At 24.6% G+C, this 13,114-nt stretch carries 16 protein-coding genes and 1 riboswitch; of the genes, 13 read left to right on the forward strand and 3 right to left on the reverse strand.

Features of this window, described 5'->3' with window-relative positions:
• Positions 1–28: 28 nt before the first annotated feature.
• The 4 genes from C7380_RS03110 (at position 29) to C7380_RS03125 (ending at position 2,155) form a co-directional block, all read left to right on the forward strand.
• Positions 29–466, forward strand: a complete 438-nt coding sequence (locus C7380_RS03110; RefSeq protein ID WP_109604027.1) for a hypothetical protein — start codon at positions 29–31, stop codon at positions 464–466.
• 89 nt (positions 467–555) lie between these two features.
• Complete coding sequence (locus tag C7380_RS03115; protein ID WP_109604028.1) at positions 556–831, forward strand: PspC domain-containing protein; 276 nt, start codon at positions 556–558, stop codon at positions 829–831.
• Positions 832–869: 38 nt separating this feature from the next.
• On the forward strand, positions 870–1,337 hold the full coding sequence (locus C7380_RS03120; protein WP_109604029.1) for a PspC domain-containing protein: 468 nt from the start codon (positions 870–872) through the stop codon (positions 1,335–1,337).
• Positions 1,337–2,155 carry a DUF4097 family beta strand repeat-containing protein gene (locus tag C7380_RS03125; RefSeq protein WP_109604030.1) on the forward strand — a complete coding sequence of 273 codons (819 nt, stop codon included), beginning with the start codon at positions 1,337–1,339 and terminating at the stop codon, positions 2,153–2,155. The genes C7380_RS03120 and C7380_RS03125 overlap by 1 nt, the downstream gene beginning before the upstream one ends.
• Before the next feature lie 47 nt (positions 2,156–2,202).
• Here the strand turns inward: C7380_RS03125 and C7380_RS03130 are convergent, their stop codons facing one another.
• Positions 2,203–2,874, reverse strand: coding sequence for a Type 1 glutamine amidotransferase-like domain-containing protein (locus tag C7380_RS03130; protein WP_109604031.1), 672 nt, complete (start codon positions 2,872–2,874; stop codon positions 2,203–2,205).
• A gap of 87 nt (positions 2,875–2,961) precedes the next feature.
• Between C7380_RS03130 and aroH the strand changes: the two genes are divergently transcribed.
• The 9 genes from aroH to C7380_RS03175 all read left to right on the forward strand — a co-directional run bounded on the left by aroH (position 2,962) and on the right by C7380_RS03175 (position 11,157).
• Positions 2,962–3,306: a chorismate mutase gene (gene aroH, locus C7380_RS03135; RefSeq protein ID WP_109604032.1), complete on the forward strand. Its 345-nt coding sequence runs from the start codon at positions 2,962–2,964 to the stop codon at positions 3,304–3,306.
• 1 nt (position 3,307) lies between these two features.
• On the forward strand, positions 3,308–4,135 hold the full coding sequence (locus C7380_RS03140) for a bifunctional 3-deoxy-7-phosphoheptulonate synthase/chorismate mutase (protein ID WP_109604033.1): 828 nt from the start codon (positions 3,308–3,310) through the stop codon (positions 4,133–4,135).
• Positions 4,125–5,381 carry a 3-phosphoshikimate 1-carboxyvinyltransferase gene (gene aroA / locus C7380_RS03145; protein WP_109604034.1) on the forward strand — a complete coding sequence of 419 codons (1,257 nt, stop codon included), beginning with the start codon at positions 4,125–4,127 and terminating at the stop codon, positions 5,379–5,381. Before C7380_RS03140 ends, aroA begins: the two co-directional genes overlap by 11 nt.
• A gap of 7 nt (positions 5,382–5,388) precedes the next feature.
• Positions 5,389–6,186, forward strand: coding sequence for a shikimate dehydrogenase family protein (locus C7380_RS03150; protein WP_109604035.1), 798 nt, complete (start codon positions 5,389–5,391; stop codon positions 6,184–6,186).
• Entirely contained in the window at positions 6,171–6,857 is a 687-nt protein-coding gene (locus C7380_RS03155) for a YjjG family noncanonical pyrimidine nucleotidase (protein WP_109604036.1), read from the forward strand. Before C7380_RS03150 ends, C7380_RS03155 begins: the two co-directional genes overlap by 16 nt.
• Before the next feature lie 70 nt (positions 6,858–6,927).
• Positions 6,928–8,022, forward strand: a complete 1,095-nt coding sequence (gene aroC / locus C7380_RS03160; protein WP_109604037.1) for a chorismate synthase — start codon at positions 6,928–6,930, stop codon at positions 8,020–8,022.
• Complete coding sequence (locus tag C7380_RS03165; protein WP_109604038.1) at positions 8,022–9,506, forward strand: shikimate kinase; 1,485 nt, start codon at positions 8,022–8,024, stop codon at positions 9,504–9,506. Before aroC ends, C7380_RS03165 begins: the two co-directional genes overlap by 1 nt.
• Complete coding sequence (gene aroQ, locus C7380_RS03170; protein WP_109604039.1) at positions 9,503–9,937, forward strand: type II 3-dehydroquinate dehydratase; 435 nt, start codon at positions 9,503–9,505, stop codon at positions 9,935–9,937. Before C7380_RS03165 ends, aroQ begins: the two co-directional genes overlap by 4 nt.
• A complete protein-coding gene (locus C7380_RS03175) occupies positions 9,937–11,157 on the forward strand; it encodes a peptidase U32 family protein (RefSeq protein WP_109604040.1) in 1,221 nt (406 codons plus the stop codon). Before aroQ ends, C7380_RS03175 begins: the two co-directional genes overlap by 1 nt.
• 21 nt (positions 11,158–11,178) lie before the next feature.
• On the opposite strand, the gene C7380_RS03180 is transcribed toward C7380_RS03175, so the two are convergent.
• Together C7380_RS03180 and C7380_RS03185 are read right to left on the reverse strand one after the other, a co-directional pair.
• Positions 11,179–11,709, reverse strand: coding sequence for a folate family ECF transporter S component (locus C7380_RS03180; protein WP_109604041.1), 531 nt, complete (start codon positions 11,707–11,709; stop codon positions 11,179–11,181).
• Positions 11,710–11,784: 75 nt separating this feature from the next.
• A riboswitch (THF riboswitch) is annotated at positions 11,785–11,883 on the reverse strand.
• A gap of 69 nt (positions 11,884–11,952) precedes the next feature.
• Entirely contained in the window at positions 11,953–13,107 is a 1,155-nt protein-coding gene (locus C7380_RS03185; protein ID WP_109604042.1) for an amidohydrolase, read from the reverse strand.
• Between the last annotated feature and the right edge of the window lie 7 nt (positions 13,108–13,114).

The raw sequence follows: 13,114 nt of genomic DNA on the forward strand, positions 1-13,114 counted from the left end.
GTTATTATAATCTTTGGAGGTGTTTATTATGAAAAAAAATTATTTTGTATCTATTTTTATTTTGTTATATCCTATTTTTATTTTTTCATTAAAAGCAGATAATCTTATGATCTTTGGGAAAGATATCTTTGATTTTGATGAAGTAAAAAATATAAGTGTGATTTTTAAAATGGAAAAAAAAGATTTTAGAGATTATGATTATTTTGTAGAATTTAAAGCTGATTTTGAAAAGAGAGATTCAAAAATATTCAAGATGAAATATGATGAAACTAAGGTTTCAAATAATTTTTCTGAATTAGTAAATGAAGAAAATTATATTCAAAGAGGTACTGAATATATCTTAATAAAAGAAGAAGAAATATATAAATTTAATTTGAATTTTTTTCAATTTATTAAACAAAACATAAAATCGAGTCAAGTTTTAGATTTTTATACTATAGCTCTTGATACAATATATTCATATTAATATAACTTGATTTTTTATTAAAATATGTGTTATAATAAAAATAAGGTGTTATATAAAACTAATACACTATAATGGATAGAGGTGATAATATGAATAAAAGACTTTATAAATCAATATCAGACAGGAAAATTTCTGGAATTTGTGGTGGAATAGCTGAATATTTTAATATTGATCCAACCATAATTAGATTATTATTTTTTGCATTAATTTTTGCTGGAGGTTTTGGAATAATAGCTTATATTGTTGGAATGATAATAATACCAGAAAAAACTATTATATATGGAGAAAAAAATTTTAAAGAAGATTTTAAAGAAGATTTTGATTATAAAAAAAAATATGAAGAACAAAACAAAGAAAATTTTTAATTATATTTTTTATATTTATTAATATGGAGGTGTGATGTATGAACAGACTTTATCGTTCTAAAACAAATAGAATTTTTGCTGGTGTATGTGGTGGATTGGGCGATTATTTTAATGTTGATCCAGTTTTAATAAGGTTAATATGGTTTGCATCTATTTTTGCTTGGGGAACTGGATTATTAGTATACATAATTGCTGCTATAATAATTCCAAATGAACCAATAGGTTATACAAGAGAAAGAGAAGAAGAATATAGACAATACGGTTCTTTTAATCAAGAATCAACAAAAAATTCTACATCTCAAAAAATTAATAATAAAGATGAAGGAAATCCAGAAATTTTTAAGGCTATAGTTGCTATAATAATAATTTTTGTTGGAGCATCATTACTCTTTAATATATTCGTGCCTTTTGATTTTTTTGCAAAGGCTTGGAAAATATTGATAAGTATAATATTAATATCACTTGGAGGATATATGATGTATTCTTCTGTTAAGGGGAGAAAATGATGAGGGCGATAATTGGTCTTTTAATATTATTGATAGGAGTACTTTTATTAACTGGATTTTTTAATACTGGAATATTGTTTAGAATGATATTTAATTTTTTTAGACTGTGGCCAATCTTTTTCGTTTTCATAGGAATCTCAATTTTGTCAAGTATAAAAGGTTTAAGATGGATGAAATATGTGAATTATTTGCTTGGTATATTTTTTGCAATATATATAGTTTTTATGCCTCTTGAGAGCAGATTCTTTGATTTTAATTCGGAAAATAGAAACTTTGAAATATTGAATACAGAAAGTAAAAATGTAGATATAGATATAGATTATCCATCAGTAGTGCTTGCGATTGAAGTAAAAGATATAGACCAAATATCGATTGAATACGATTCAGATGATTTAAAACCAGATATAAAAATTCTTAATGATAAAATAAAAATAGATTATGATGATAATTTTCTTAAAGGAACAAATAGATATATAACCTTGGTTTTACCAAAAGATAAAAATTACAAAATAGATATTGATAGTGCTTATGCAGACTTAAGAGTTAAAGATAATTATTCCAGTATAAATGAAATACATTTTGATACTGCGATAACAAGATTATATTATGAAAATCAAGGAGATATGAAATATCTTAAATTAATATCAAATTCAGCAATTTTTAAGGCTGATATAGATGTTTTAGAAAATACAAGATATGATTATAATAAATCAACAGCAATATTTACAAGAAATATAAATGGAATGAACAGAGATAGAGATATGCCACAACTCTATTTAGATATAAACACTGCAATTTCGAATATTGATATATATTAATTAAAGAATGATTTTCATTGTACTTTAATGAAAATCATTTTTTTTATTTATTTTTTGAATTCTATCACATTGCCTAATAATTTTATAGTATTATTATTTATTATAAGTCCGCCTTCATTAGTTAAAGCATATACTTTTTCAACTTTTTCTTTTAAAGCTCTTTTTATAGAATCATTTTGAGATTTAGTATCATTATAATGAACTTCTATCATGAAATTACTATTTATTAATTTTAATCCATCATAATAATTGAATTTATCATATCCGAAATTTTCATCTGGAGAAGCAAAATATTCATTAAATTGCATCAATGCTCCAGCACTTGCACCTATTACAACTTTTGATTTTTTAATAGAATTCACAAGATTTTTTTTAATAATTCTTTTTACAGCTTTTTTTGTATAACCTCCAGTTAAAAATACAATATCAGATTTTTCAATTATACTAATCATTTCATCATTATCCTGAGCATAGTAATTTAACCATTTTATATTATTTTCTTTGATATTGAAATCTAAAAATTGTTTTATTATTATATTATAATAGCTTCCAGTTTCTTTTGAATAAGCTTTTTGCCATTCTGTATCATTAGAAATTTCATTTTCTGAGAATGAAAAAGGAATTATAACAACATTATAATCACTATTTAAATATTTAAAAACTTCATTCTTTATCCAATTTTCATTTAATCTATATTCACTCAACAGTATATTTACCATTAAATCACCTTCTTATTTTTAAAATTAATATATATATGATAACATAACTTTATAATTTTAAAAAAATTATAAATGGAGAAGATAATTATGAATGTTATAAGGGGAGCTACATCGATAAAATTTAATGACTATGATTCTATAAAAAAAAGTATTTTAGAACTTTATAATGAAATATTAAATAAAAATAAAATAGAAAAAGTGTATAGTATAATAGCAACAGTTACACCGGATATAACAGCCTTTAATCCTGTAACTTTTTTGAGAAAAGAATTTAATTTAAACGATGTAGCATTTATGTGTGTACAAGAAGCAATGTTTGAAAATTCACCAAAAAAAATTATAAGGCTTTTAATAAATTGTGAAAGTGAAACTTCTAATTTCATTTATTTAAATGAAGCAAAAAAATTAAGACCAGATTTAATGGGAGAGTAAAATGTCTAAATTAATAGTTGAAAAAAAAGATAAATTTGAAAAAGGTATAGATATAAAAATAGATACTACTATTATAAGTCAGAATAATATGACTTTTATAGCAGGTCCTTGTTCTGTTGAAGATAAAATAATCATGGATGAAATTGCTCATTTTTTAAAAGAACAAAATGTTTTTTTTATAAGAGGAGGAGCTTATAAGCCAAGAACTTCACCATATTCATTTCAAGGTTATGGTGTAAAAGGTCTTGAGATAATAAGAGAAGTTGCAAATAAATATAAATTAAAAGTTGTAACAGAAGCAAATAGCGAAAAAAATTTAGAAATGGTGAAAAAATATTCAGATATAATACAAATTGGTTCAAGAAATTCACAAAATTTTGAATTATTGAAACAAGTTGCAAAAACTGACAAACCGATACTTTTAAAAAGAGGTTTTATGAATAATCTAGAAGAATTTATTTATTCAGCAGAATATATAGCAAAAGAAAATAATAAAAATATAATATTATGTGAAAGAGGAATAAGAACATTTGAAAATTCAACACGTAATACATTAGATATATCATCAATTCCTATTTTAAAACGAAGAACAATTCTTCCAATCATCTCTGATCCAAGTCATGCAGCTGGAAGAAGAGATATAATAGAAGAATTAACTTATGCTTCTATTGCTGCTGGAGCAAATGGAATAATGCTTGAAATACATCCAAAACCTGAAATTGCAATATCAGATTCAAATCAAACGATTGATTTTAGAACATTTGAAAGAATATATAAAAACTCTCAAGCCTTATTTAAAATTATTCAAGAGGTTAATCATGAAAAGTGAGAAAATACTTCCTTTAAAAAAAATAAAAAAAATTATATATATTCCTTATGATAAATCTATAACACACAGAGGTCTTATATTTTCAGTTATATCTAAAAATAAAAGTGTTATAATAAATCCTTTAAAAGCTTTAGATACATTGAGTACATTAAAAATTTTAACAAAACTTGATTGTAAAATAACAGAAAAAAATGACTACTTAGAAATAATTCCACCAAAAAAAATATTTTCTTTAGTACCACTTGATTGTGGGAATTCTGGAACGACTGCAAGACTTATGATTGGAATGTTATCTTCTTTAAAAGGTTCTTTTCAATTGATAGGTGATGATTCTCTATCTAAAAGACCTATGAAAAGAATAATAGAACCAATATTAAAAAATGGTGGAGAAATAATATCTGATGATAATTTTTTGCCAATAATTATAAAAGGTAAAAAAATAAAAAAAATAGAATATGATTTAAAAATTGCAAGTGCACAAGTTAAAAGTGGTCTGATACTATGTGGTTTGAATTGCAAAGAACAGTCTATTATACGTGGAAGAATAGATAGTAGAGATCATACAGAAAGAATATTGAGTGCTTTTAATTGTGATTTACAAATAAACTCAAAAAATATAATAATAAATCCTTCGAGGCCAAAAGATATAGTACTAAAAATCCCTGGAGACTTCTCATCTGCTTCTTTTTTTATAACTCTTGGTGTTCTTCATAAAAATGCTGAAATAATATTAAAAAATATAGGATTAAATCCTTCAAGAACAGGATATTTAAATATTTTAAAAAAAATGGGTGCGGATATAGAAATAAATTTAAAAGATGATATAGAACCTTATGGAGATATAAAAGTGAGAAGTTCAAAATTAAAAAATGTGAATATACCTAATGAAATTATTCCTAATATCATAGATGAAATACCTCTATTATCACTTTGTGGAGCATTATCTCAGGGTGAATTTAAAATAAATGATATATCAGAATTAAGATTAAAAGAAAGTGATAGAATAAGATCTATAACAGAAAATTTTAAAAATATAGGTTTAAAAGTAATTGAGAAAAATGAAACTTTAATTATAAAAGGTGATCAAAAAATAAAGGGAGGAATTTTTAACTCTTTTAAAGATCATAGAATAGCAATGCTCGGAGGAATTTGTGGTTTGCTGAGTGAAGAAGGAGTTGAAATAAAAGATTCTGAATGTGTAAATATATCTTTTCCAAATTTTTTTGATATAATAAAACAATTATGATCAGAGGGTGATTAAAATTAAAAATAAATATAAATATGCTCTTATTCAATACCCAAAAAAACAGTCAATATCTTATAAAATTTTAAATGAATATTTTAAAATTATGAATTTCGATTGTGAATATTTTGATCTAAGCCTATCAAAAGATATATTTGAAAGGTATATAGCTAAGATATTAAATAAATCAGAAGGTTTAAATATAACAGTTCCTTATAAAGAAAAAATAATAGATTATATAGATCCTGATCAAGATGTGAAAAATATAAAAGCTTGTAATTTAGTATATAAAAATAAAGGTTATAACACAGATTGGATAGGTTTTTATGAAACAATAAAAGATTTTGACTTTAAAGATAAAAATATTTTGATTTTAGGTGCTGGAGGAGCTGCAAAAGCTATAATTTATGCTTTATATAAAAAAGGAATAAAAAATATAGATTTAATAAATAGGACTTATTCAAACTCTTGCATATTAAAAGAAGATATGAAACAATTTATAGATATAAACACATATAAAAAAGAAAAAATAAATGAAATAATTTTAAAAAATAATTTTTTAATAAACTGTACATCTGTTGGAATGTATGATCAAAGATTTGAATTTAATTATAATCTTTTAAGTAAATATAGTTTTATATATGACATAGTATATAAAGATACAGAACTTATAAAGTATGCAAATAATAAAAAAATAAATAATAAAAATGGTTTTGACATGTGGAAAAATCAAGCAATAGAAAACTTAAAAATATGGAAAATATATGATAATAAATTTGAAGGAGTGATCAAATGTTTGAAAACATAAAAATGGTACTGTTTGATTTAGATCATACTTTGTGGGATTTTGATAAAAATCATGAAATCGCCTTAAAAAATACATATGATAAATATATAAAGAAAGATATAAACTTCGATGAATTACATTTATATTATAATAAAATTAATCATAAACTTTGGGAAAAATATAGAAAAGAGCAAATAACTCAAGTTGAACTTAGAACTCAAAGATTTAAAATTGTTTTTGAACATTTTGATATAAAACTTGAAGATAAAATTAAAGAAATAGATGCTTTTTATCTCAATTCATTATCACAACAAAAAGAAACGATAAATGGAAGCTTTGAGATAATAGATTATTTAAATAATAATTATGAAATAGGAATTTTGACGAATGGGTTCGAATCGACTCAACATAAAAAAATGAAAAGTTCAGGACTTGATAAACACTTTAATTTTATTATAACTTCTGATAAAGCAAATGCTTTAAAACCAAACAAAAAAATATTTGAATATACTGCTTCAAAAGCAGGACATGATATAAAAGATATAGTATATATTGGAGACGATTTTGAAAATGATATACTCGGGGCTTTAAATGCTAATATGAAAGCTATATGGTTTGATCTTTATAAAGAAGGTAAAAAAGATAATATAATAAGTGTTCAAAATTTAATAGAAATAAAAAATATACTTTAATACAGCTTTTGATTAAGCTGTATTTTTTTAAATAAATTTATTGTATAATAAATTTATGGTAGGTGATAATATGTTTAATATTGAAATAGCTGGAGATTCTCATGGAAAGTATATGATGGGTATTATAAAAGGAATACCAGCTGGTATCAAATTAGATTTAAATTATATAAAAAAAGATTTAAAACTCAGAAAAAATACTTATGGTAGAGGAAAAAGAATGAACCTTGAGGATGATAATATTTTAATCAATTCAGGAATTTATAATGATTTAACAACGGGAGCACCAATAAGTTTAATTATAGAAAACAAAGGAAAAAACACTGAAAATAAAGAACGTTTTATACCAAGGCCTGGTCATGGTGATTATACGGGATATAAAAAATATGGAATTAAAGATTTAAATATTTATACTGAAAGAAACTCTGCAAGATGGACAGTTGTATTAACAGCAATAGGAAGTATATGTAGACAGATACTTGAACTTTTTGATATAAAAATATCTGGATATACAAAGTCGATAGGTTATTTAGAAGATAAAAAAGAATATAGTTTTGAAGAAATAGAAGATTATTCAAAGAATAATCTTTATATATTAGATGAAGAATTTTATGAAAAAGCTATAAAATATATAGATGAGATAAAAGAAAAAAAAGATTCAATTGGTGGAAAAGTAAAAATAATATCAAAAAATGTAATTCCTGGACTTGGAAGTTATTCAGACTACTTCAATAAAATAGATTCTAAAATAGGAAAATATTTCATGTCGATTCCTTCAGTAAAAGGTGTTTTGATTGGAAAAGACAAATTTAAAGAACTTGGAAGCGATTATAATGATGAATTTATTTTTAAAAATCAAAAAATATCAAGAAAAAGTAATAATGTTGGTGGTATAGAAGCTGGATTAACAAATGGAGAAGAAATAGAAGTTGAACTATCTTTAAAACCTATTCCTACAATACTTAAAAATATGAATTCTGTAGATTTAAAAAGTTTAAAAAATGAAAAAACTTCTTATATAAGATCTGATAATGTTGTTGTATCATCTATGGTTCCTATAGGAATATCAACTATGAGTATTATAATATTAGAAGAAATATTCAATAATTTTGGAGATGATAATATAGAATTTATTAAAAATAGATATTTTGAAAAGAAGGGATTTTAATGGCTTTTTTTATAGTAGGCATGATGGGTTCAGGAAAAACTACTATTGGTAAAAAAATATCTAAAATATTGAATATGAAGTTTATAGATATGGACTCTTATATAGAAGCACTTGAATCTAAGAGCATAAGAGATATTTTTAATGAAAAAGGAGAAATATATTTTAGAACACTTGAAACAAAAACCTTAAATCTTTTGAAAGATAAAGAAATAATAGTTTCATGTGGTGGTGGAGTCATTTTAAAAAAAGAAAATAGAGAAATATTGAAAAAATATAAAACAGTTTTTTTAGATACAGATCTCCAACTGATAAAAAATAGAATGAATTCTAAAGAAGAAATAGAAAAAAGACCTCTTTTAAAAAAAGAAAGTATAGAAAATATTTTTGAAAAAAGAAAAAACTATTATAATAAATTTAAAACTTTCAAATATGATATTAAAACTGAAGATAATTATATAATTTCAAGAATTATAAGGTATTTTTTAGATGAAAATCAAATTATTTCAGAAGATAACTCTATACAAAATTATAAAATAATTCTCAATTATAAAGTCGAAGAACTTGAAGATACTTTTATAATGAGCGAAAAAGTTAATCAAATTTATGGCAAAAAAATATCAAAAAAAATAATATTAGAAAATGGTGAAAAATCTAAAAGTATAGAAAATTTTCAAAAGATAATGAATTATTTAGTGGAAAAATCTAAAAATAGATCACATACCCTTGTGGGATTTGGTGGAGGTACTATAACAGACATAACAGGTTATTCTGCATCTGTTTATAAAAGAGGCATGAAATTGAAATTAATTCCAACTACTTTATTGTCTCAAGTTGATGCAGCAATAGGAGGTAAGAATGGTATAGATTATAAGGGTTATAAAAATATAATAGGTACATTCAAATATCCAGAAATTACAATCATTGATCCTCTTTTTATTTTAACTCTCGATGAATCAGATTATATACAAGGTTTAGTAGAAGCTTTTAAAATAAATCTTTTATCTGGAGAAGGATTTGAAATATTTGAAAAAGAATATGAAAATATTTTAAATAGAAATATAAATTCTGTTTTAAAGATTATAAATAATAGTATAAAACAAAAAATAAATATTGTAAAAAAGGATTTTGAAGATAAAGGAATAAGGAATATTTTAAACTATGGACATACTCTTGGTCATGCTTTTGAGTCCATAACCGGGAAACCTCATGGTTTATCTGTTGCATGGGGTATTAGAAAAGAAAATGAAATTCTTAAAAAAAAGGGTATAATGGATGATCATACCTTTTATTATATAGATAGAATTCTAATAAAAATTGTTGGAGAAGAACTATTAAATATAAATATAGAAAGCAAAAATCTAAAAGATTTTATAATAAATGATAAAAAAATAAATAGAAATAAAATAAATTTAATTTCTATAATTAAACCTGGAAGTTATGAGCTATTAAATATAGATTTAAAAGATTTTTTGGAGATGATATGATGATTTTAATTATAAATGGACCAAATTTAAACATGCTTGGAAAGAGAAATAAAAATATATATGGTATAAATACGTATGAAGAATTATTTGAAAGTTTAAAAATATGGGGATTAAAAAATGAAATCAAATTAGAAATATTTCAAACAAATCATGAAGGAAAAATAATAGATAGAATTCAGAAAGATGATTTTCAAGCTCTTATAATAAATGCAGGAGCTTATTCTCATTATTCTTATGCCATATCTGATGCATTAGAAATAATAAAGAAAATCAAAATAGAAGTACATATTTCGAATATATATGCCAGAGAAGAATTTAGACATAATTCTGTTATATCAAAAAATTGTAATGGAGTTATATCTGGAATGGGTTTTGATGGCTATTTTATGGCTCTTGACCATATAAAAAAAGTTTTGAAAGGAGATTTTTAATGAAAAAAATAGAACTTTTATCACCAGCTGGAAATTATGAAAAACTTGAAATGGTTTATAATTACGGAGCAGATGCTGCATACATAGGAGGTAAGTTATTTAATTTGAGAGCTTTTGCTGATAATTTCAATGATGATGAACTTGAAAAAGCTGTAGATCTTGCACATAAATTAAATAAAAAAATATATATAACCTTAAATGTAATACCTCATAATGAAGATCTCAAAATTATGCCAGATTACATAAAATATTTAGATTCTTTGAATATAGATGGAGTAATAGTTGCAGATATGGGAGTTTTTCAAATAGTAAAAGAGAATTCTGATATTCCAATAAATATTAGTACACAGGCAAGTAATACAAATTGGGCAAGTGTCAAAATGTGGAAAGAACTTGGAGCAAAAAGAGTTATATTAGCCCGTGAAGTTTCAATAGATGAAATAAAACAAATAAAAGATAAAGTACCAGATATAGAATTAGAAGCTTTTGTCCATGGTGCAATGTGTATGTCAATATCAGGAAGATGCTTATTAAGCAATTATTTAACAGGAAGAGATGCTAATAGAGGTGCTTGTGCACAGCCATGTAGATGGAAATATTATTTAATGGAAGAAACAAGACCTGGAGAATACATGCCTATAACTGAAGATGAAAATGGAACATATATAATGAATTCGAAAGATCTATGCACAATTGAGTTCTTAGATAAAATGATAGAATCAGGACTTGACAGTTTAAAAATAGAAGGAAGAATGAAAGGTATATATTATGCAGCCACAACAACAAAAATTTATAGGCAAGCTATAGATAAATATTACTCAGGAAATTGGAATTTTGAACAAAAATGGTTAGATGATTTAATGACTATAAGTCATAGAAATTATACATCAGGTTTTTATTTTAAAAAACCTGGAACAAAAGATCATAACTATGATTCATCCAGTTATAAACATACACATAAATTAGTTGGTAAAGTGATAAAAGATCTTGGAAATGATCATTACTTAATAGAAATAAGAAATAAATTATCAGTGGGAGATCAAGTGGATATAATAAAACCATTAGGAGATCCTATACCTATTAAATTTCCTAAAATGCAAGATAATAAAAATGGTGAAAATATAGATACAGCTAATCCAAATACCATTGCAAAAATAAAATCAGATATTAAATTATATGAAAAAGATATAATCAGAAAAAAAATAAAAAAGGTTCAATGAGAAATCATTGAACCTTTTTTGTCAATAATTTAAAGAAAATTTTAAAGCTCTATCTTGAAGAACTTTTGTTAACCAAGCATATAATGGAACATGTATAGCCTGTCCTACTATTCTTGGAATTACAGTTACTGTCATAGGTACATTGAATAAAATTTCTATGAATAAAGGAACTAAAATTATAGAAGTAGCGATTTGTCCTATTGCTATCGAAAACATTAATGTGAAAAAATTTTTTTTGTTTTTAAAAATATGAACATAAAAAATTCCTGGAATTACTCCGGTTAGTATAGAAGTCATAACAAATTGAGGCATAAATGGTCCCATAGGATTTATCAAATAACCCATTATATCTGCAACACCACCAACAATTCCTCCCATTACAGGACCGAATATTAACCCTGCAAATATTATAGGAAATCCTCCAAATCCAATTCTAACTCCTTCTATAGAACCAATAGCTATTCTTATACTCAAAATTCTTGTCAACACGATAGAAAGTGCTATTAGTATGGCAGCATAAACAACTTTTCTAGAAGATTTTAATTTTACCATGTTTCACCTCCTTTTCTCAGCTATTAGGCAGATTACTCTCACCAAAGCTAAAGAAAAGGATATCTCTACTTTGGTGACAGCGGACGCGATGTCGAACCGCAGCCATTTAAGGGCATTTCGTCACAGGGCAACGTCCCATCCCTGAGCACTAAAACGCATGACATCTACTCTGCCACAAATAAAATAATTCTATCATAAAATGAAAAAAATTTCATAAATTAAATTGTAAAGCTTATATTAATTTTATAATGAAAAAACTTGTTTTCCTTCTATAAATACTTTTTCGGCTTTTGCTTTTAAATCGAATGGATGATTTGACCATAAAACTATATCTGCTTTTTTACCTTCCTTTAGTGAGCCCACTTCATCATCAATTTTGAGAATTTTTGCAGGATTTATGGTTAACATTTTTAAAACATCATCTTCTTTTGCACCATATCTCATAGCTAATCCAGCATTTATATTAGCATGTTCAAGATGAATAACTGGATGATCACACATCATGGCACAAAGTACATTATGATCATTAAGAATTCTTACAGAATCATAAGTAGCATCTTTTAATTCTAATTTTGTTCTAAAGCCAAATATAGGGCCTAATATCAAAGGAACGTTTTTTTTGCTAATAAATTCTGGTATTTTATAAGCTTCAGTAGCATGTTCAATTATAAGGTCAAAATCAAATTCTTCTGATAATCTTATAGCTGTTACAATATCATCTTTTCTATGTGCATGAATTCTTGCTGGAATTTCTTTATTTAATACTTTTTCACCTATTTCAAATTTTATGTCTATATCAAAATCTTTATCTTCTTTTAAAGCTTTATTTTTATTTTTCATATAATTTTTTACTTTTATAAAATATTCTCTTATCAAAGCAGCATTTCCAAGTCTTGTAGAAGGCATTTTTCCTTTTGAATCATAAACTCTTTTTGGATTTTCTCCTAAAGCCATTTTTAAACCGGAAGGTTGCTTTATTATCATTTCATCTAATATATTTGATTTGAACTTTAAAATAGCCCCTTGGCCACCTATTAAATTGGCACTTCCTGGTACTACGTTTACAGTAGTTACTCCCCCAGCTAAGGCTCTTTTTATCGCGGCATCATCCGTTATAAAAGCATCGATAGTTCTAACTTGAGGTGTTATAGGATCTGTCATTTCATTTCCATCTTGATGTGCTCCTTCTCCAACTCCTTCTTCAAAAACGCCAATATGAGAATGTGCGTCTATAAAACCTGGAAGTAAAAACTTATTTTCTGCATCTATTATTTCATCGGCAGAATCTTTTATTTCTTTTGAAATCTTTTTTATTATATCATTTTCAATGAGAAGATCTCCTTTAAAAGGCTCTTTTTCAATAGTTACAATTGTAGCATTTTTAAATAATATTTTCATAATAATT

The sequence above is a fragment of the Oceanotoga teriensis genome (genome assembly GCF_003148465.1).
GTDB classification, from domain to species: domain Bacteria; phylum Thermotogota; class Thermotogae; order Petrotogales; family Petrotogaceae; genus Oceanotoga; species Oceanotoga teriensis.

What these genes read in the sequence shown, in the direction of transcription:
- C7380_RS03110 (WP_109604027.1), top strand. Translation starts at nt 29, where the DNA reads ATGAAAAAAAATTATTTTGTATCTATTTTTATTTTGTTATATCCTATT.
- C7380_RS03115 (WP_109604028.1), top strand. Translation starts at nt 556, where the DNA reads ATGAATAAAAGACTTTATAAATCAATATCAGACAGGAAAATTTCTGGA.
- C7380_RS03120 (WP_109604029.1), top strand. Translation starts at nt 870, where the DNA reads ATGAACAGACTTTATCGTTCTAAAACAAATAGAATTTTTGCTGGTGTA.
- C7380_RS03125 (WP_109604030.1), top strand. Translation starts at nt 1,337, where the DNA reads ATGAGGGCGATAATTGGTCTTTTAATATTATTGATAGGAGTACTTTTA.
- C7380_RS03130 (WP_109604031.1), bottom strand. Translation starts at nt 2,874, where the DNA reads ATGGTAAATATACTGTTGAGTGAATATAGATTAAATGAAAATTGGATA.
- aroH (WP_109604032.1), top strand. Translation starts at nt 2,962, where the DNA reads ATGAATGTTATAAGGGGAGCTACATCGATAAAATTTAATGACTATGAT.
- C7380_RS03140 (WP_109604033.1), top strand. Translation starts at nt 3,308, where the DNA reads ATGTCTAAATTAATAGTTGAAAAAAAAGATAAATTTGAAAAAGGTATA.
- aroA (WP_109604034.1), top strand. Translation starts at nt 4,125, where the DNA reads ATGAAAAGTGAGAAAATACTTCCTTTAAAAAAAATAAAAAAAATTATA.
- C7380_RS03155 (WP_109604036.1), top strand. Translation starts at nt 6,171, where the DNA reads ATGTTTGAAAACATAAAAATGGTACTGTTTGATTTAGATCATACTTTG.
- aroC (WP_109604037.1), top strand. Translation starts at nt 6,928, where the DNA reads ATGTTTAATATTGAAATAGCTGGAGATTCTCATGGAAAGTATATGATG.
- C7380_RS03165 (WP_109604038.1), top strand. Translation starts at nt 8,022, where the DNA reads ATGGCTTTTTTTATAGTAGGCATGATGGGTTCAGGAAAAACTACTATT.
- aroQ (WP_109604039.1), top strand. Translation starts at nt 9,503, where the DNA reads ATGATGATTTTAATTATAAATGGACCAAATTTAAACATGCTTGGAAAG.
- C7380_RS03175 (WP_109604040.1), top strand. Translation starts at nt 9,937, where the DNA reads ATGAAAAAAATAGAACTTTTATCACCAGCTGGAAATTATGAAAAACTT.
- C7380_RS03180 (WP_109604041.1), bottom strand. Translation starts at nt 11,709, where the DNA reads ATGGTAAAATTAAAATCTTCTAGAAAAGTTGTTTATGCTGCCATACTA.
- C7380_RS03185 (WP_109604042.1), bottom strand. Translation starts at nt 13,107, where the DNA reads ATGAAAATATTATTTAAAAATGCTACAATTGTAACTATTGAAAAAGAG.